Source organism: Caballeronia sp. INDeC2 (assembly GCF_023631325.1).
Taxonomy (GTDB): domain Bacteria; phylum Pseudomonadota; class Gammaproteobacteria; order Burkholderiales; family Burkholderiaceae; genus Caballeronia.
The window spans coordinates 255913-274564 of sequence record NZ_JALQDG010000001.1 but is presented as its reverse complement, the minus strand read 5'-3'; the positions used below and the strand labels follow the sequence as shown (position 1 = coordinate 274564).

The following is an 18652-nucleotide window of genomic DNA, read 5'->3' as shown; positions in this document are numbered from 1 at the left end:
CGACGGTTCGGTGTGCCGGCACGCGCGCTTCGAAAAGCGCAAACGCCGACGATGCGCGCGGGGGCGCAAATTTTCGAATGAGACTTATCTTGGCGAAGGCCGCCGGGTCGCACAGCGCGGAACTCAGCGAAGTGAACTGCATCACGGCGCCTTCGATGTGCCCTGGATCAACGCCACGATCGCGCGCGGCGCGCATGACGCTCGGCCGCCGGGTGCGCCGCGCGGGAGACATGCGCCCAAAAATCGATCCGAAGCTGCCGGTGCATCTGCCGATCCTGATTGCTGATTCGTAAAAGGAAATTCTAACCTATCGCGGTGACGCGCGTTCGCGCCCGCTAGCAGCGAGAAGGGGCTTTTGCGTGCGCATTCGCGACGCGTTCATGTCATTTTCGACGCTTTTTTGCACGACCGTCCGGACGGTCGAAACGCAAGGCGTGCCCGGAAGCCGCGCGGTTGGCGCTATCATTGATCTTTTCGCCCTCAAAAACCGCGCGCGCTGCCGCGTGACGATTCCTCGCATGACACATCCCGACTACCTGAAGAAAGTGCTGACCGCGCGCGTGTACGACGTCGCGCGGGAAAGCGAGCTCGAACCCGCGCGCATCCTGTCGGCGCGTCTGCGCAATGCCGTGTTCCTGAAGCGCGAGGACAACCAGCCGGTGTTCTCCTTCAAGATTCGCGGCGCCTACAACAAGATGGCGAACCTGTCGGCGGACGAACTCGCGCGCGGCGTAATTACCGCGTCGGCGGGCAATCATGCGCAGGGCGTGGCGCTGTCGGCGGCGCGGCTCGGCTGCCGTGCGGTGATCGCGGTGCCGACCACGACCCCGCAAGTCAAGATCGACGCGATCCGCGCGCACGGCGGCCCGACCGTCGAAGTGGTGCTCGCGGGCGAGTCGTACAGCGACGCCTACGCGCGCGCCGTGCAGCTTCAGGAAGAGCGCGGCCTGACCTTCGTGCATCCGTTCGACGATCCGGACGTGATCGCCGGCCAGGGCACCATCGCCATGGAAATCCTGCGCCAGCACCAGGCCCCGATCCACGCGATCTTCGTGCCGATCGGCGGGGGCGGACTCGCCGCGGGCGTCGCGGCGTACATCAAGGCGGTGCGGCCGGAGATCAAGGTGATCGGCGTGCAGACCGAGGATTCCTGCGCGATGGCGCGTTCGATCCATGCGGGCGAGCGCGTCACACTGAGCGAAGTCGGCCTGTTTTCGGACGGCACCGCGGTGAAGCTCGTCGGCGAGGAAACGTTCCGGCTGTGCAACGAATTGCTCGATGAAGTCGTCACCGTCGATACCGACGCGCTCTGCGCCGCGATCAAGGACGTGTTCCAGGACACCCGCAGCGTGCTGGAACCCGCAGGTTCGCTCGCCGTCGCGGGCGCGAAGCTTTACGCGGAGCGCGAAGGCATCGAAGGCAAGACGCTCGTCGCCGTGACCTCGGGCGCGAACATGAACTTCGACCGCATGCGCTTCGTCGCGGAGCGCGCGGAAGTCGGCGAGGCGCGCGAGGCCGTGTTCGCCGTAACCATTCCCGAAGAGCGCGGCAGTTTCAGGCGCTTCTGCGAGCTCGTCGGCACACGCAGCGTGACGGAATTCAACTACCGCATCGCCGATCAAAGCGCGGCGCATATCTTCGTCGGCGTGCAGATCAAGTCGCGCAAGGAAACGGCGCAGATGATGTCGTCGTTCGTCGAGCATGGTTTTGCGACGGTCGACCTGTCGCACGACGAGCTCTCGAAGCAGCACATCCGCTACATGGTCGGCGGCCGTTCGCCGCTCGCGAAGGACGAACGCCTGCTGCGCTTCGAATTCCCGGAGCGCCCGGGCGCGCTGATGAAATTCCTTTCGTCGATGGCGCCGGACTGGAACATCAGCTTGTTCCACTATCGGAATCAGGGTGCGGACTATAGTTCGATTCTCGTCGGCATTCAGGTGCCGCAGTCGGACAACGCGGAGTTCGAGCGCTTCCTCGCGACGCTCGGCTATCCGTGGTGGGACGAGGGCGCGAATCCGGTGTACAAGCTTTTCCTGGCGTAAGCAGCAATGCCGAAGTTCACGCTCGAAGACAAGCTCGTCGTCGCGATTTCGTCGCGCGCGCTGTTCGATTTCGAGGAAGAGAACCGCGTCTTCGAGGCGGGCGATCTCACGCAATACGAAGCGCTGCAACGCTCGCGGCTGGAAACGCCCGCGAAGCCGGGCGTCGCGTTCGGGTTGATCCGCAAGCTGCTTGCGCTGAACGCGGGCGCGCAGCGCGTCGAAGTGGTGATTCTGTCGCGCAGCGATCCGATCAGCGGTCTGCGCGCGTTTCATTCGTGCCGCGAGCACGGTCTCGCGATCGAGCGCGGCGTGTTCACGCGCGGCCGCTCGCCGTTCGCGTATCTGAAGCCGCTGCGGGCGTCGCTGTTTTTGTCGGCGAATCCGGACGATGTGTGCGACGCGCTCGCCGCCGGTTTTCCCGCCGCGCGCGTGCTGCCGGAGACGCCGCGCGCCGCGAGCCGTTATGCGGACGAGATTCGCATCGCGTTCGATGGCGACGCCGTCTTGTTCTCCGACGAAGCCGAGCGCGTATTCCAAAGCGAAGGGCTCGGCGCGTTCGTCGGCCATGAAACGCAGAAGAAGGATTCGCCGCTGCCCGGCGGCCCGTTGAAGCCGCTGCTGGCGGCGTTGAACAAGCTGCAACGCATCGCCGACGACGCCGAAAGCAAGTCGCCGATGCATATCCGCACCGCGCTCGTCACTGCGCGTTCCGCGCCCGCGCACGAGCGCGCGATCCGCACGCTGATGGCCTGGGACATCGAAATCGACGAAGCGATGTTTCTCGGCGGCCTGGACAAGGGCGAATTCCTGCGCGAATTCGAGCCCGATTTTTTCTTCGACGATCAAATTCGCCACTGCGAATCAGCCCGCGTCGTCACCGCGACGGGGCACGTTCTCAGCGGCATTGCGAACGCATCATGACACCCGACCAATCTCCGCTCGGCAAGCCCGTCCACTACACCGAACAGTACGACGCATCGCTGCTGTTTCCGATCGACCGCAAGCGCGCGCGCGATGCGATCGGCGTGCCCGAGCGGCTGCCGTTCTTCGGCACGGATATCTGGAACGCCTATGAATTGTCGTGGCTGAACCGGCGCGGCAAGCCGCAGATCGCGGTCGCGACCTTCTTCGTGCCGGCGGATTCGCCGAATATCGTGGAGTCGAAGTCGTTCAAGCTATATCTCGGCTCGTTCGCGCAGACGCCGTTCGATTCGATCGATGACGTGCGCGCCGCCATCAAGCGCGATGTATCCGCGATCTGCGGCGCGACGGTGTCGGTGCAGCTCACGGCGCCGGGCGATTTCGGCAAGCTGGCGATGGAAGAATTCGAGGGTTTGTCTCTGGACCGGCTCGATCTCGATTGTGATGTTTTCTCGCCCGATCCTTCTTTGCTGAAGGCGGCTCATGACGAAGCGCCGACCGATGAGACGCTGTTCTCGAATCTGTTGAAATCGAATTGCCCGGTGACGGGACAGCCCGACTGGGGCAGCGTGCAGATCCGCTATTACGGCGGGCAGATCGATCATGCGGGGTTGCTGCGGTATATCGTTTCTTATCGCGGACATACCGGGTTCCATGAGCAATGCGTGGAGCGCATCTTCATGGACATCATGCGGGAATGCAGGCCGGAGCGGCTGGCTGTGTATGCGCGGTATACAAGGCGCGGCGGGCTCGACATCAACCCGTTTCGGACGAACTTCAATTTGCCGATGCCGGATAATGCGCGGCTGGCGCGGCAGTGAACCGGTCAATGCAAACGCGGCTCTGCTTCCGATGAATCAGAGCCGCGATCGCGATCACGTCTTCTTATAAGCCACGCAATCCACCTCGACCTTGCAGTCGATCACCATCGACGAAACGACACACGCCCGCGCCGGCGGATTCGCGCCGAAGTACTCTTTGAACACCTTGTTGAACGACGCGAAATCGCGCGGATCGTCCAGCCACACGCCGCAACGCACGACATCTTCCGTGCCGTAACCGGCTTCCTTCAGAATTGCGAGCACGTTCTGAATCGCCTTGTGCGATTGCTCGACGATGCCGCCGTTGATCACCTCGCCGTTTTCCATGGGCGTCTGGCCCGACACGAACAGCCAGCCATCCGCCTCAACCGCGCGTGCGAACGGCATGTGCGCGCCGCCTTGTCCCTTGCCACCTTCCACGCCATAACGCTTCATCGTCCTGCTCCTTTTTCCATTCGATAAGAATTCAAAACGCGCCCTGCGCATCGAGCTTCGATGCCGCGCCGCGCGCCACGAAACGTCCCGCGCGCGCGCCGGTCACGGCCTGCTCGCGATACGTCAAAACGCCATTTACCCACACCGCATCGATGCCGTCCGCCGCCTGTTGCGGCTTCGCGAACGTCGCGGCATCGCGCACACGCTCCGGATCGAACACGACCAGATCCGCGTGATAGCCCACTTTCAACTCGCCGCGCTCCGTCAAACCGAAGCGCCGCGCCGACAGGCTCGTCATCTTGCGCACCGCTTCCTCGAGCGGGATCAGCGCCGTGTCGCGCGCGTAGTGGCCGAGCACGCGCGGAAACGCGCCCCACAAACGCGGATGCGGCAGCGGATCGTTCGGCAAGCCATCGGAGCCGACCATCGTCGCGGGATGCGAGAGGATGCGCCGGACGTCGTCTTCCGACATGTTGTGATACACCGCGCCCGCCGGCTGCAGGCGCTTCGCCGCTTCCTGCTGACCGACCTGCCATTCGTCGGCGACTTCGCGGATCAGCTTGCCCGCCATTTCCGGATGCGGCGTCGACCACGTGATCGTAATGTCGATGTCGCCCGTAACCTGCTTCAGATCGAGCGTCGACGAACTGCGGTTGTACGGATAGCAATCGCAGCCGACCGGCTGACCATCGCGCGTCGTCTCTATCGACTTCAGCACTTCCACGCTGCGTCCCCAGTTCGACGGCCCCGCGCACTTCAGATGCGAAATCACCACCGGCACGCGCGCATGGCGGCCGACGCGATACGCCTCGTCCATCGCGTCGAGAATCGCGTCGAACTCGGTGCGCATGTGCGTCGTGTAGAGCGCGCCCGCTTTCGCCAGCGGCTCGGCCAGCGCCTGCACCTCTTCCGGCGGCGCGTTGAACGCCGATCCGTACGCGAGCCCGCTCGACAAGCCGAGCGCGCCGTTATCCAGCGCTTCTTCGAGCTGCGCGCGCATGCCCGCGACTTCATCGCCACTGGCCGCGCGGTCCAGCCGATCCATATGATTGTTGCGCAGCGCCGTATGGCCGATCAGCGCGCCGACATTCACCGCCGGACGCGCTTCGTTGACCGCATCGACATACGCGGCGAAGGTCGGATATCTGAACGCGCTGGCGTCGCCGAGCAGGTTCATAGGATCGGGCGGATCGCCCTTCAGCGTCACCGGCGACGCGCTGATCCCGCAATTGCCGACGATCACCGTCGTCACGCCCTGCGTGATCTTCGGCATCATCTGCGGCGAGCGGATCACGTGCGTGTCGTCATGCGTATGGACGTCGATGAAACCGGGCGCGAGCACTTTGCCCTCGGCGTCGAAGGTTTCGTCGGCGTGCCAGCCGGACAGGCCGCCCGGCGCAACGATTGCGACGATGCGTCCCTCGCGCACGGCGACATCGCGTTCGACGGCGGGCGCGCCCGTGCCGTCGATCACGCGCGCGCCGACGATCAGCGTGTCGGCTTTCAACGATTCCATTTCAGTCTCCCAAGGGTTGGCGCTCGCCGCCGCCGCGATGCGAATCGAGCGCGTGTTTCATGCGGCGCAACAGTTCGCGGCTGCGGTCCGCCTGCTTGACCGCCAGTTCGGTGACGAGCAAATCGAGCGCCATCATCATCGCGTAACGGGACGACGACGGTTTGTAGATGAAGTCCGTTTCGATCGCGATGACCGGGATCAGCCAGTCCGCGATCGCGCCGAGCGGCGATGCGGGCGCGGTCAGCGCGATTACGCGCGCGCCGTACTGTTTCGCGAGCCGACAGCTTTCGACCATCTCCGGCGTCTGCCCCGTCACCGACAGCGCAACCACGACATGTTCCTTCGATAACGTCGACGCGACCATCCGCTGCAACAGTCCATCCTGATACGACGCCACCGGCCGTCCGAGCCGCACGAGACGAAAGCGCATCTCGTCGGCGAGCGCGGTCGAGCCGCCGCCCATGCCGAACGCGTAGATCATCGATGCCGCGGCGAGCGCGTCGGCGGCTTCGGCGATCGGCGCGGCGGCAAGCGCGCCCTGATTCTGCGCGAGCGTCGCCTGCACTTCCTCGAAGATGCGCGCGGCGAGCGAATCGGGCACGGCGTCGGGCTCGCGTTTCAGGAAGCGCTGACCGACCGCCGCCGCTTGCGCGAGCCTGAGCTTCAATTCGCGCACGTCCACGCAGCCGACCGCCTTCGCGAAACGCGTCACCGTCGCGATGCTGACTTCGGCCTTGTCGGCCAGCGCGCCGATGCTCGCACGCGATGCGCCCGTCAGGTCGTCGAGAATCAGCGCGGCGACTTTGCGCTCCGCGCTGCGCAACTCGGGCGCGCGCTCCGCGATGCGTGCGACGATATCGAAACTGAGCATGTCGGCGTGGCCGTTCATATCGGGTTGCGGGTTTACGTGATGCCAGTGTTACTAAATAACATTTCCATCGCGGATGCTACTTTGGTTAACATAACACCGTCAACTCTGATGCGCATCGAGTCGTGCACAGGGCTTATTTAATCGGACGATGGAGTAGTAGCACATGAAAGTTACAAACTATCAGAACGCGACAATCGACCCGTTCGGCAAGGGTCTCGGCATGGTGCCGGGCACGAGCATCCAGTTGAACGACGCGTCGCGCCTGCAATGGAATCTGCTCGAAGAGGACGTGAGCCTGCCCGCCGCCGTGCTCTATTCCGATCGCATCGAACACAATCTGAAGTGGATGCAGGCGTTCGTCGGCGAATACGGCGTGAAGCTCGCGCCGCACGGCAAGACGACGATGGCGCCGCAACTCTTTCGCCGTCAGCTCGACACCGGCGCGTGGGGCATCACGCTCGCAACCGCGCATCAGGTGCGCGCGGCGTATCGCGGCGGCGTGCATCGCATCCTGATGGCGAATCAGCTCGTCGGCAAACGCAACATGGGCATGATCGCGGAACTGCTCACCGATCCGAACTTCGAGTTCTTCTGTCTGGTCGATTCAGCCGATGGCGTCGATCAGCTCGGCGAATTCTTCAGCTCCGTGCGCAAGAAGCTGAACGTGCTGATCGAACTGGGCGTGCCGGGCGGACGCACCGGGGTGCGCGACGACGCGCAGCGCGACGCGGTACTCGCCGCGATCGCGCGCTGGCAGGGCACGATCGAACTCGCGGGCATCGAACTTTATGAAGGCGTGCTTCAGGACGAAACGAAAGTTCGCGAGTTCCTGCAAAGCGCCGTCGATACGACGCGCAAGCTGATCGCGGAAGGCAAGATCGCGCGCAAGCCCGCGATTCTCTCGGGCGCGGGATCGGCGTGGTACGACGTCGTCGCCGACGAATTCGCGAAGGCCAACAGCGACGCGATCGAAGTCGTGCTGCGCCCGGGCTGCTATCTGACGCACGACGTCGGCATCTACAAGAAGGCGCAGAACGAGATTTTCGCGCGCAATCCGATCGCGAAGAAGATGGGGCAAGGTTTGAAGCCGGCGCTGCAATTGTGGGCGTACGTGCAGTCGATTCCCGAGCCGGATCGCGCGATCATCGGGCTCGGCAAGCGCGATTCCGCGTTCGATGCGGGCATGCCCGAGCCGGCGAAGCATTATCGTCCGGGCAACGAAGCGCCGCGCGATGTTTCGCCCGGCGACGGCTGGGAAATTTTCGGCCTGATGGATCAGCACGCGTACCTGCGCATCAAGCCGGGCGACGACGTAAAGGTCGGCGACATGATCGCGTTCGACATCTCGCATCCGTGCCTGACCTTCGACAAGTGGCGTCAGATTCTCGTCGTCGATTCGAAGTATCGCGTCACCGAAGTGATCGAAACGTTTTTTTAAGCTTTTTCTTCGACGGCGGCCGCCGCTTGCGATGCGTTCGCCGCCGCCACTTCCTGAATGCGCCCCTCGAACATGTGAAGCGCGCTCGACAGCGCTTCGATCGCCTCGTCGGGCAACGAAGCCATCGTGTCGTGCAGAAACGCATTGCGACGCGGCAGGCTTTCTTCCGCCATCGCGCGTCCTTGCGCCGTCAGCGCGACATTCGACACGCGATTGTCGCGAGCATCGACGCTGCGCACGATCCAGCCCAGTCCTTCGAGCGTCTTCAGTTGACGTGTCAGCGCGCCCGGGTCCACCTTCAAACGCTCGACGAGCCGCTTCTGCGACAACACGCCCGCGTGCTCGTGCAACGCGAGGAGAATGCGCCAGCGCGGCATCGGCTGGCCGACGGCCGCCTCGAACGCCGACATGAACGCGCGATACGTGCGCCCGAATTGCTGCACCACGGCGATACGGTCCTGTTCATTCATGCTTTCGATTTCCGTAGTCATTCGGCGAGGATGACCGGTTCTTGCGACCCTTTCAGGCGCACCGGCGGCACGCGGCGCGATTGCCACAACGACACCACCGCGACCAGCGCCGCCAGCGCAAGGCCGATGTGAATCGCGGCGACGAGCGCCTCGCGCGCGGCTTCGAGCAGCATCGCGCCGCTATGGCCGGCCGCGCTCAGTTGCGAGAGCAGCGCCTGCTGCCCTTCGCGATTGATGAGAATTTGTGGATCGGAGAGATCGCTGGCCCAGCGCATCGCGTGATCTTTTTCGAGCGCGAGACTCACGCCGCTCGCGTACAGATGACTCACGAGCGTACCGGTGAGCGCGGTGCCGATCATCCCGCCGATCATGCGCAGCGATTGCAGCAATGCGGTCGCGATACCCAGATGCGCGCGTCCGGCTGTCTGCTGCGCGAACACGGTGAGGTTCGGCATGACAAAGCCTAGGCCGAGGCCGCCGAGCAGCATGATGACGAGCAGCACCGAGCGCGGCATGTTGTGCGTGGCGACGACGATGCCAAGACACGACACCGCGAGCAATGTGAAGCCGACATACAGCATCAGATTGGCGTTCTTCAGGCGCGTGACGATGCGCCCGTTCACGATGCTGCCGATCGTGATGAACACGACGAGCGGCGTGATCATCATGCCGGCGTCTTTCGGCGACATGCCGAAGCCGCCCTGAAACAGCAGCGGCGCGTAGAACAGCAGCGAAAACATGGTGAAGCCGCCGAGAATCGCGAGCGTGAAGAGCGCGGCGAGCGCCTTGTTGCGGAACATGTCGACGGGCAGAATCGCGTAGTCGCAGCGCATTTCCCACTTCCACAGCGCAAATCCCGCAGCAACGCTCATCACGAGCAGCGTAGCGGTCTGCGCACCGAGGCCGTGCTTCGGCAGCATTTCGACGAACAACTGCAGTGCGCCGAGCGCCACCGCGATGAGCGCGGCGCCGGGCCAGTCGAGGCGCATCTTGCCTTCATGTGCGACGTGGCGCAGATGCGGCAGAAAGCGCCACACGAAAAAGAGCGAGACGACGCCCACCGGCAGGTTCACGTAGAACACCGAGCGCCAGCCGTAGTATTGCGTGAGGATGCCGCCGAGCGACGGCCCGACCGCATTGGCGATGCCGAACGCAGAGCTCATCAGCACTTGCCAGCGCAGGCGCACGACGTTATCCGGAAAGAGATCGGCGATGCACGCGAACGCAGTGCCGACGAGCATCCCGCCGCCGATGCCCTGCAACCCGCGCGCGAGCACGAGGAACATCATGCTGTTGGCGAGCCCGCACAACACGGATGCGACGGTAAACACGACTATCGACGCGATCACGAACGGCTTGCGGCCGTAGTAATCGCCGAGGCGCCCGAAAATCGGCACGGTGATGACGGAAGTCAGAAGATACGACGTGGCGACCCACGCGTAGAGATCGAAGCCTTTGAGTTCGGCGACGATCGTCGGCAGCGCGGTGCCGACGACCGTTTGATCGAGCGCGACGAGCATCGTGACGAACGAGACGCCCAGCATCGCCATGAGGGATTCGCGGAAAGGCAGAACCTGTCCGCTGGAATGATGCGCGGCTGTATGAACGGCCATTTTTTGTAAGCGCAATGATTGACTAGTCAACGGAAATGGAATCATAGCACGGCGCCGCACTCTAATTTCCGTGGGAATTCATCATTTACCGGATAGAAGACATCGCATGGAACCGACGCCGATCATTACCTCACCGCTCACGACTGAAGATTTCGCGGCCCTGACCCGCGCGAAGGAAGCGCTGGAAAGCCCGTCTCTGACGATGAAACTCGCGAGCGTCGTTGGCGCGCCCATCGAAAAATTGATGGGCCGCTTGCCCGCCGCCGCACAGGAGAAGGTCGACGACGCGACGCAACTGGCGCTGAGAAAATGCCTTCAGCTTGCGTTGCGCACGATCGGCAAGAGCGCGCCGTCCGATTCGCTGCTCGCGCCGCCGCCCGACAAGCCGCACAACCTGATGCACAAGCTGGCCGTCGCGACAACCGGCGCGGCGGGCGGCGCGTTCGGGCTGTTCGCGCTGCCGGTCGAGTTGCCGGTGACGACCACGCTGATGTTCCGATCGATCTGCGATATCGCGCGTAGCGAGGGCGAGGACGTGCATCGCGTCGAAACCCAGCTGCAGTGCATGATGGTGCTCGGCATGGGCGGCACCAAAGCCAATGACGACAACGCCGATCTCGGCTATTTCATCGTGCGCGGCGCGCTCGCGCAGTCCGTGTCGCGCGCGACGAACGAGATCGCCGCTAAGGGACTCGGCAGTCACGGATCGACGGCATTGCTCAAGTTTTTGCAGACGATCGCGTCAAGGTTCTCGGTGCAGGTCAGCGAGCAAGTGGCAGCGAAGTCGATTCCGGCGATCGGCGCAGTGCTCGGCGCGATGGTCAACACGGTGTTCATCGACCACTTTCAGCAGATGGCGCATGGCCACTTCACCGTACGCAGGCTCGAGCGGCGATATGGCGCGTCGGCCGTCGAACGCGCCTATCAGACAATCGAGGTGATGGGCGGAAGGTGAGTTCGGAGCGCGGACGTTGCGGCGTCGATGAACGTGGCGGCGCGCGAGAGCGCGTCGCGTGCTTCGGGCATGAACGGCGCCCAGATCTGGAAGATGTGCGGAACGTTGCGCCAGATTTCCAGCTCGACGCGCACGCCCGCGGCGCGCGCTTTTGTTGCGACGCGCGTCGAATCGTCGAGCAACAGTTCGGTGTCGCCAACTTGAATCAGCAGCGGCGGCAGGCGTTCAAACTCGCCGAATATCGGCGAGGCGTAGGGATGGCGCGCATCGGTGGGACCGAGATACTGCGCGGCCACGCGAGGAAATACCGACGCGTGATACATCGGATCGCGGCCGTCGTTGGTTCGCATCGACTCGCCGCTGCCGGTTAAGTCCGTCCACGGTGAGAGCAAAACCGCGGCCGCGGGAAGCGGATCGCCCACGTCGCGTAGCGCGAGAAGCGTCGCGAGCGCGAGGCCGCCGCCGGCCGAGTCGCCCGCGATTACGATCGAGTGCGCGGGAACGCCATCTTCAAGCAGGCGACGGTAGGCAGCGACGCTGTCGTCGAGCGCCGCGGGAAAGCGATGTTCCGGCGCAAGACGGTAGTCGAGCGAGAAGACGCGCGCATTGGCCCGTGTCGCCAACCCGAACGTAATCGCGCGATGGCTGCGCGGGGAGCAGAAGTAATAGCCGCCTCCGTGCAGATAGAGAATGGTTGCGCGTGGATTTGTCGGCGGTGTGAGCCATTCGCCGCTCGTGTCGCGGGTATCGAGCCGCCAGCCTTTCGGCACGCGCGGCGACCAGATTCGACGCGACGCGTAGCTTCGCGCCAACTCGACGTCCAGTTGTGACTTCGCGCTGTATGGGCGCATACGCATGCGTACGACGCTGCAAGCCAAGGTGCTTTGCCAGCTCATCGTCGATCGATCTCGCCGACGCTCGTCAATTCGCCAGCATCATCTGACCGCGGATCTCGCCAGTCGGATTTTCATGCGTGTGGATGTTGAAGTACCACTGGCCGGTCATCAGATCGCTGACTTGCTGATCCGATAACGTCGCCTGTCCTTTCATGGGACTCGCGAGCGCTTTCTTGTCGATGGGCACTTGCACTTTCGCGTTCTGACCGACCGGCGCCGGGCCGTGAAAATGCGCCATTGTCACGGGGCCCGATAACTCCGCATAGGTCGCGGTCCAGGTGAACACTTTGGTGTCTGTGTCGAATGTCGCGTCTACTGTGCCGTGACCCTTGCTCACGCGCGGCGGGACTTCGCTCGAAGGCTGGAGATTGGCTTTCAAGGCGACGGTGTCGGCTCGAGCGGCGCCCGAGGCGAGAATGGCGAACATCAGAACGGCCGTCCAGCGTACATGTGGTCTGCATGTCGAGGTCATTGTTGCTCTCCTGTTTGGCGGTCGGCGCGTCTTTCGGCGCGATGACCGCATCGCCATGGTAGAGCATCCGAATGCAGGGTGCATTTCGCTTCGGTCGCAACAGGCGCATATGCGAAAAGGGCGCCTCGCGGCGCCCTTCTCTAACTAGCTAAAGCTCGGTGCTGCTTCGATGGCTTTAGAAGCGGTGACGGATACCCGTCGACACGACAACTTGACGGCTGCTCGTCGAAGTCGGAACCGCATTGATGCCGGCAGCCGGATACACGCCTTCGTCACCGCCGCTGGCGATCTGCACTACGCCTTCAGCATAGATGTCAGTGCGCTTGGACAACGCGTAGTCCGTCTGCACGCCGAACTGGTGCGCATGGACCGCGGCGTCGCTCGAGAAGCTGTCGCGGTAGCGGCTGTACGTGTACGCAGCGCCCAGCGACAATGCCGGGGTGAGCGCGTAACGACCGTTGACTTCGTAGTTGTTGGTGATAACCGAACCGTCGGACGAGTTACGATCCAGACGGGTCTGCGTCCACAACGCGCCGAACGTCGCAGCGCCAATCGAATAGCTCGCGCCCGCGCCGAACGTGCGCTGACGAACGTCGGTGGCGACTTGGTTGTCGTCGTTGTTCAGGAACACGAAGTCCGTAATCGCACCCCGAGCATTGCCGCCGACACCGTTCCCTTGCATGTATGCGAGGCCGAGCTTCAGACCAGCGTTCGCGTAGCCCGCGCCGATGCTGTAAGCACGGTTCGCTGCGAAGTTACCCACGTTCGAAAAGCCATACAGGCCGCTGAACGAGAAGCCGGCGTAGTTCGCGCTTTGGAACTTGATCGAGTTGTTCTCGCGGAAGTCGTCGCCGTTCAGGTTATCCAGATTGCTCGGGTGCGCGAAGTACGTACCGCCCCACGTGCCAGTCGCGCTAAGCGGGCCGAGGTAGTCGGTCACGGAGTCGGTCTGGCGACCCAGCGTTACCGTACCTGCATTGGTCGACAGGCCGACGAAAGCCTGACGGCCGAAGCCGCTGCCGCCAATCGACGTGCCATTGGTCACGTCGAAGCCGTTCTCCAACGTGAAGATTGCCTTCATGCCGCCGCCCAGATCTTCGGCGCCGCGCACGCCCCAACGGCTCATCTGCACGTTGCCGCCCTTCATTTGGAACGAGCTGCCCTTGATGCTATCGGAGCCGTCCGTAGCCGGCACGTTGTTCACATACGTGAAGCCTGCGTCGATCAGACCATACAGCGTGACGCTGCTTTGCGCGTTAGCAGCACCTGCGAACGATGCGGCCAAAGCTGCAATGGCCGTGACGATCAAATTCTTTTTCATGCGAGTTCCTTTGCTGAGTCGTGAGACTCGATGGGTTGCTTCAGGCCGAACGCCTGTCGAGCTTGGATTGCCTCTTCGCTCGTTTAGCTCAGCACCGATATTCGGCACGACAAAGTTTATTGCCCGGTCTTTTTGAGAAACTGCCGAGGGAAACACAAAAGCCTTTTTGAATAATTCAAAAAATGGATTTTCAATATGGATAAACGCTTAGTCCGCTAGGACTTACAGATCACTTCACTCGCTCGCCGCCAGTGCCTTGCGACGGTTCAGTTGCATACATACGACAGTGGTTACATTGAGACATCCCGACCAAGATCAGAACCCTCCGATTACCGGGCATCCGCTCGCGCTCTAAGATCGCGCACGCGAGACTGCGCTCAAACGCATGCATCGCTTCGCACACTCGAAGCGTCGAAAGGCGCTTCTCACATCGCTCTCTCAATGAATCAACTCCAAGCGATGCGCGTCTTTCTGAAGGTGTCGGAAACCGAGTCGTTCGGCCGCGCCGCCGCCGCGCTCGATCTGTCCAACGCCGTGATCACGCGCTACGTCTCACTGCTCGAAACGCATCTCAACACGCGCTTGCTGAACCGGACGACACGCAGCGTCTCACTTACCGAGGCCGGGCGCGCTTATGCCGAAGGATGCCGCGCGGTGATCGAGCAGATCGAAGCGATGGAGGCAACGGTCGGGACCAGTTCCGTGGATCCCTCGGGCACGCTCAAGCTGGTGGCATCGGCGTCCTTTTCGTTGCTTGGACTCACGCCGATGCTGCGCGAATTCATGGAGCGCTACTCGAACGTGAAGCTGCGTCTGACGCTGCTGCATCGTCCGGTCGATCTGGTCGCGGAAGGTTTCGACGTCGGCATTGTCGTGCCGCATCTCGTCAACAGCGGGATGCTGATCAACCGTCCGCTGGTCCGAGTATCGGCAGTGCTGGTCGCATCGCCGGCCTACCTTGCGCGGCGCGGCGCGCCCATCTGTCCGGCATCGCTGAATGCGCACGAGTTTCTCGCGCCGTCCGCGGATATCCATGGATCGACGTGGTCCCTCGTCGGACCGTCAGGCGTGGAAGAAAGCGTCGCGCTCGATCCGGCGTACACCGTGAACAGCTCGCACATGTTGCGGCAGGCGGCGCTTTCGGGAATGGGGATCGCGGTGCTGCCGGAGAGCTATGTCGCGCAGGACATCGAAACGGGATCGCTCGTGCGTCTGCTGCCGGGCTATGCGCTCAAGGACGCGGACAAGGAAGTGTCGATCGTGTACCCGGGACGTCGACACGTGCCGGCCAAGACCCGCGCTTTTGTGGATTTCGCGTTGGCCCACTTCCGCGACCGCGAATCGGTCGATGCAAATCTCGGGGCGTTTGCGGAATAGGTCGAACGCAGACGCGGCGCCGTTACGCCGCGTGGCCCGATCAAAGAATCGCGACGCCCTGTGCGTGGATGCGCTCTACAAGCTGCTCGCATCGGGCGATCAGCGCAAGTCCATCGCGATGGCGCGCGTCGCGAGTTTTCACATGCAGATCGCGACGGAACTCCTCCAGTGCAGCAAGCAGCGGCCGATACTGCAAAACGCTGACCGCACCGACAACACGATGATGCCAATCCCGCAAGTCATCGACCGTGCCACGATCAAGCAATCGCCGAAGCGCCACGAGATCTTCTCGGAACGACGAAACGAACGCGTCCAGCAATGCCTTCACTGTCGCTTCGCTACCCCACAGTTGAGCCATCGCGCTCAGATCGAGTTCGTCATCGTCGCGCGGCGGCACGTCGGCAACTTGCGGTGAATGCGCGCCGGACGCGGGCGCAACACTGTCGGTCACCCACCAGCGATTCAGATGCTCGCGCAACGTGGCGAGCCGCGTCGGCTTAACGAGACGGTCGTCCATGCCCGCATCGCGGCACTTCTGCAACTCGTCGGGCGCGGTGCTCGCCGTGATGCCGAGAATCGGCAGGCGACGCGCCGTGCCCGCTTCATCGGCCCGGATGCGGCGCGCGAGTTCGTAACCGGTCATGTTCGGCATGTGACAGTCTGTGATCAGGAAGCCATAGCGCGTGTCCGCGAGCGCGGCGAATGCCTCGGCGCCATCGTGCACGACGTCGCAAGCGAAACCGAGCAGCGCAAGCTGATGACGGATCAGTTCCTGGTTGACCGGATGATCCTCGGCAACGAGCACGAGTTTGCCGCTGCGCAGTGCGTCTTCCCGGTCCGGCGCCGCCATCTTCGTTTCGTGGCAGAGCGCGAGTCCCGATGCGATCTGCGGCATGCCGGTCAATGCGGCGACGCAAGCGGCGCCAAGACCGTGCCATGAAATCGGATTGACGCTCACGCGGATATCGTCTTCGAGAATTCGGTATCCGGTTGGCTTCGGCTTCTCGGTCACGTGAATCACACGCGAACCGAGCGGAGAGGGGAATGTGCGCGTATCGCTCAGAAAGACGATGTCGATGTCTTCGAGCGACTCAGGCTCGGATCGCGCGAGTTCGTCGGGCGTGTAGCGCTGCAACGCGAGGCCGAGTGCCTCGCCGTAATGCATGAGCGCTGCCGCCACGCGGTCGTCTTCGACCGCGACGATACCCAGCTTGCCGCGCAACCCGTCGATCTGATATCGCATAGTTTCGACGGGCATCGTGAGGCGAACCGTCATCGCCGTTCCGACGCCGACCTCGCTTTCGACACTCATCGTGCCGCCCATCAAATCGACGAGACGCTTGCAGATGGTCAGTCCGAGCCCGGTGCCGCCAAAGCGGCGCGTCGTGGAAGTCTCTGCCTGCACGAACGGCTCGAACAGACTTTGCTGCGCTTCCGCTGCGATCCCTATACCGGTGTCCTTCACACACAGTTCGATGACCTGTTCCGACGCGCATTGCTCGATCGCGCGCACGTGGAGCGCGACATCGCCTTTGATCGTGAACTTGATCGCGTTGCTCATCAGGTTGAAGAGAACCTGCCTCAGCCGCACACTATCGCCTCTTACCGACGCGGCTACTTCCGGTGCTACGTCGACACGCACGCGCAGCCCCTTTTCGTGCGCCCTTCCGGCGAGCAGGCCAACCGCGCTATCCACGAGTGCGCGCAGATCGATCGGGGTCGATTCGATCGTCAACCGGTTGGCCTCGATCTTCGAATAGTCGAGGAGATCGTCAAGGATCTGCAGGAGCGCACTCGCGGAATCCTGAATCATGCCGAGCATTTGCGACTGGTCGGAATTCAGCGGCGTGTTCTCGAGGACTTCGACGAGCCCTAGCACGCCGTTCATCGGCGTGCGGATTTCGTGACTCATCATGGCTAGGAAGTCGTCCTTCGCGCGCGACGCGGCTTCGGCAATATCCCGCGCGCGGGCGAGTTCCTCGGCGCGGGCATGTTCCACGCTGGCATCGGCCCAATAGCCGCTCCAGACCACGGCCCCGTCGTCTTCGCGATGCGCGACGAGGTCGGCGCGAATCCAGCGGGTCACGCCTCCCACGGTAGAGCGGAACTCGGTATGCAGCGGCTTGAGCGTGCGCGCCGACGCTTCGATTTCTTCGAGCAGACGCACGCTGTCGTCGGCGTGAATGCGCGTCAAGGCGTGAATCGGATCGGCGGCCAGAGCGACGACGTCCAGCGCGAGCAACTGCCGCGTATCGCCGTCGATATAGGGAAGGCTGTATATGCCGTCGCAAGAGCGACGCAACTGGAACACGACCGCGGGCAGCGATCGGGTCACGTCGTGAAGTCGTCGCTCGGTCTGCCGCGCGCGGGTTTCGGCCTCACGAATATCGGTGATGTCGATCATCGTGCCGACGACACCCGCTCGCTCCCCGTTCAACGCCGCGAACGCGCCCGTCCAAAAAAGACCGCAGCGCGGGTGGTTCTGCTCGTCGCGAAATTCCGCTTCAACTTCCTGTCGCTGACCGGTGGTCAATGTCGTACCGGTCAGTTCGTGGAGCACGCGGCTATGCGCGTCGCCCCACGCCGTCACTTCGAGACTCGTGCGCCCGATGATGTCTTCGCGCCGCACCCCGAGCGCCTCCTCGAAGGCGCGGTTCACCGTGATGTAGCGGTTCTGCATGTCCTTTGCGACGAGCGGATACGGGACTACCTCCATCATGGTTTGCTGGAAACTGAGTTGCGTACCGAGACGCTGTTCCGTTTCCAGGCGCCGGTTCATCTCCTGTTGCAGTCGAATGAAGGCGCGCAGCGTGACGAACAAGACAGCGGCAATGCCGATGAGCGCCGGCAGCAGACGCAACGCCGTGACGTTCCATGCGGCGGATGTAGCCGTCGGCGCAGTGGCCGATTGCGATGGCCGCGCTTCCGCGAACGCTCGCCTGAACAGCAGATCGAGCGGCTGTAACTCGGAGTGCATGGCGTAGTTCAGCCTTCCGGGCGGACTCGGCGCGACGATCATATCGACCTCGCCATGCTGAAAGGCCGACGCGGCCCCTGCCCAATCGTTGAAGTGCTTCGGTCTGAACGAGACGCCGAGCGACTTCTCGATTTCTTCCAGCGCGACTTCCGGCCGCTCGAGCGACTTATCGGCGGAATCGCGCGGCGCTTCGATCAATCCGACTTCGATCGGCTTCAATGTGCGTACATAACTGCGCTCGGGTCCATCAAGACTGAACGTGGCGCGGCTATGACTATGCGTCTCGGCCGCATGACTGGATGGCGGCGCGATCAGACCGGTCACGCCGATCAGGCTGAGAAAAAGCAAACACCGCGCGAACAGAAATCTCAATTCCAACTCCTCGGACACTGGCCGACGCTTGCAACGAAAGTTGCCTGGCCGGCCGGGCAAGCCTAGGAAGAAGTCAGTTCGCCGCTTTTGACGGATGAATGCCCCTGCGCTTCGCGCTTGCCTGTCGAACGCAAATGAATTGAGTCTGATCCGCA

At 63.0% G+C, this 18652-nt stretch carries 16 protein-coding genes; 7 read left to right on the top strand and 9 right to left on the bottom strand.

The window, feature by feature from the left end; all coding sequences use genetic code 11:
• The first annotated feature begins 89 nt into the window (after positions 1-89).
• The 4 genes from NCS28_RS01360 to queF all read left to right on the top strand — a co-directional run bounded on the left by NCS28_RS01360 (position 90) and on the right by queF (position 3784).
• A complete protein-coding gene (locus NCS28_RS01360) occupies positions 90-293 on the top strand; it encodes a hypothetical protein (RefSeq protein WP_250512081.1) in 204 nt (67 codons plus the stop codon).
• Between the two features lie 225 nt (positions 294-518).
• Positions 519-2042: a threonine ammonia-lyase, biosynthetic gene (ilvA, locus tag NCS28_RS01355; protein ID WP_250512080.1), complete on the top strand. Its 1524-nt coding sequence runs from the start codon at positions 519-521 to the stop codon at positions 2040-2042.
• Positions 2043-2048: 6 nt separating this feature from the next.
• Positions 2049-2963 (top strand): 5'-nucleotidase, encoded by a 915-nt coding sequence (locus NCS28_RS01350; RefSeq protein WP_250512079.1) that lies wholly within the window; start codon positions 2049-2051, stop codon positions 2961-2963.
• Positions 2960-3784 (top strand): NADPH-dependent 7-cyano-7-deazaguanine reductase QueF, encoded by an 825-nt coding sequence (queF, locus tag NCS28_RS01345; RefSeq protein WP_250512078.1) that lies wholly within the window; start codon positions 2960-2962, stop codon positions 3782-3784. Before NCS28_RS01350 ends, queF begins: the two co-directional genes overlap by 4 nt.
• A gap of 54 nt (positions 3785-3838) precedes the next feature.
• On the opposite strand, the gene NCS28_RS01340 is transcribed toward queF, so the two are convergent.
• Genes NCS28_RS01340 through NCS28_RS01330 form a run of 3 tightly spaced genes read right to left on the bottom strand, consistent with a single transcriptional unit; the run spans position 3839 to position 6624 of the window.
• On the bottom strand, positions 3839-4219 hold the full coding sequence (locus NCS28_RS01340) for a RidA family protein (RefSeq protein ID WP_250512077.1): 381 nt from the start codon (positions 4217-4219) through the stop codon (positions 3839-3841).
• Between the two features lie 31 nt (positions 4220-4250).
• Positions 4251-5735 carry an N-acyl-D-amino-acid deacylase family protein gene (locus NCS28_RS01335; protein ID WP_250512076.1) on the bottom strand — a complete coding sequence of 495 codons (1485 nt, stop codon included), beginning with the start codon at positions 5733-5735 and terminating at the stop codon, positions 4251-4253.
• Between the two features lies 1 nt (position 5736).
• Positions 5737-6624, bottom strand: coding sequence for a MurR/RpiR family transcriptional regulator (locus NCS28_RS01330; protein WP_250512075.1), 888 nt, complete (start codon positions 6622-6624; stop codon positions 5737-5739).
• Between the two features lie 145 nt (positions 6625-6769).
• Here NCS28_RS01330 and NCS28_RS01325 point away from each other — a divergent pair, with 145 nt between their 5' ends.
• Positions 6770-8044 carry an amino acid deaminase gene (locus tag NCS28_RS01325; protein ID WP_250512074.1) on the top strand — a complete coding sequence of 425 codons (1275 nt, stop codon included), beginning with the start codon at positions 6770-6772 and terminating at the stop codon, positions 8042-8044.
• On the opposite strand, the gene NCS28_RS01320 is transcribed toward NCS28_RS01325, so the two are convergent.
• Both NCS28_RS01320 and NCS28_RS01315 read right to left on the bottom strand, forming a co-directional pair.
• Positions 8041-8514 carry a MarR family winged helix-turn-helix transcriptional regulator gene (locus NCS28_RS01320; RefSeq protein WP_250512073.1) on the bottom strand — a complete coding sequence of 158 codons (474 nt, stop codon included), beginning with the start codon at positions 8512-8514 and terminating at the stop codon, positions 8041-8043. The genes NCS28_RS01325 and NCS28_RS01320 overlap by 4 nt on opposite strands.
• A 17-nt stretch (positions 8515-8531) precedes the next feature.
• Positions 8532-10127, bottom strand: a complete 1596-nt coding sequence (locus NCS28_RS01315; protein ID WP_250512072.1) for an MFS transporter — start codon at positions 10125-10127, stop codon at positions 8532-8534.
• Positions 10128-10233: 106 nt separating this feature from the next.
• On the opposite strand from NCS28_RS01315, the gene NCS28_RS01310 reads away from it, so the two are divergent.
• Entirely contained in the window at positions 10234-11082 is an 849-nt protein-coding gene (locus NCS28_RS01310; protein ID WP_250512071.1) for an EcsC family protein, read from the top strand.
• On the opposite strand, the gene NCS28_RS01305 is transcribed toward NCS28_RS01310, so the two are convergent.
• The 3 genes from NCS28_RS01305 to NCS28_RS01295 form a co-directional block, all read right to left on the bottom strand.
• Entirely contained in the window at positions 11052-11978 is a 927-nt protein-coding gene (locus NCS28_RS01305) for an alpha/beta hydrolase (protein WP_250512070.1), read from the bottom strand. The two genes, NCS28_RS01310 and NCS28_RS01305, sit on opposite strands and share 31 nt — an antisense overlap.
• 25 nt (positions 11979-12003) lie before the next feature.
• The gene (locus NCS28_RS01300) at positions 12004-12405 is read right to left on the bottom strand and encodes a CHRD domain-containing protein (protein WP_502801133.1); all 402 of its coding nucleotides are present in this window, start codon (positions 12403-12405) and stop codon (positions 12004-12006) included.
• Positions 12406-12625: 220 nt separating this feature from the next.
• Complete coding sequence (locus NCS28_RS01295; protein ID WP_250512068.1) at positions 12626-13771, bottom strand: porin; 1146 nt, start codon at positions 13769-13771, stop codon at positions 12626-12628.
• A 441-nt stretch (positions 13772-14212) separates the two neighbouring features.
• Between NCS28_RS01295 and NCS28_RS01290 the strand changes: the two genes are divergently transcribed.
• Positions 14213-15148 (top strand): LysR family transcriptional regulator, encoded by a 936-nt coding sequence (locus NCS28_RS01290; protein WP_250512067.1) that lies wholly within the window; start codon positions 14213-14215, stop codon positions 15146-15148.
• Positions 15149-15188: 40 nt separating this feature from the next.
• Here the strand turns inward: NCS28_RS01290 and NCS28_RS01285 are convergent, their stop codons facing one another.
• Positions 15189-18497: an ATP-binding protein gene (locus NCS28_RS01285; RefSeq protein WP_350029764.1), complete on the bottom strand. Its 3309-nt coding sequence runs from the start codon at positions 18495-18497 to the stop codon at positions 15189-15191.
• Between the last annotated feature and the right edge of the window lie 155 nt (positions 18498-18652).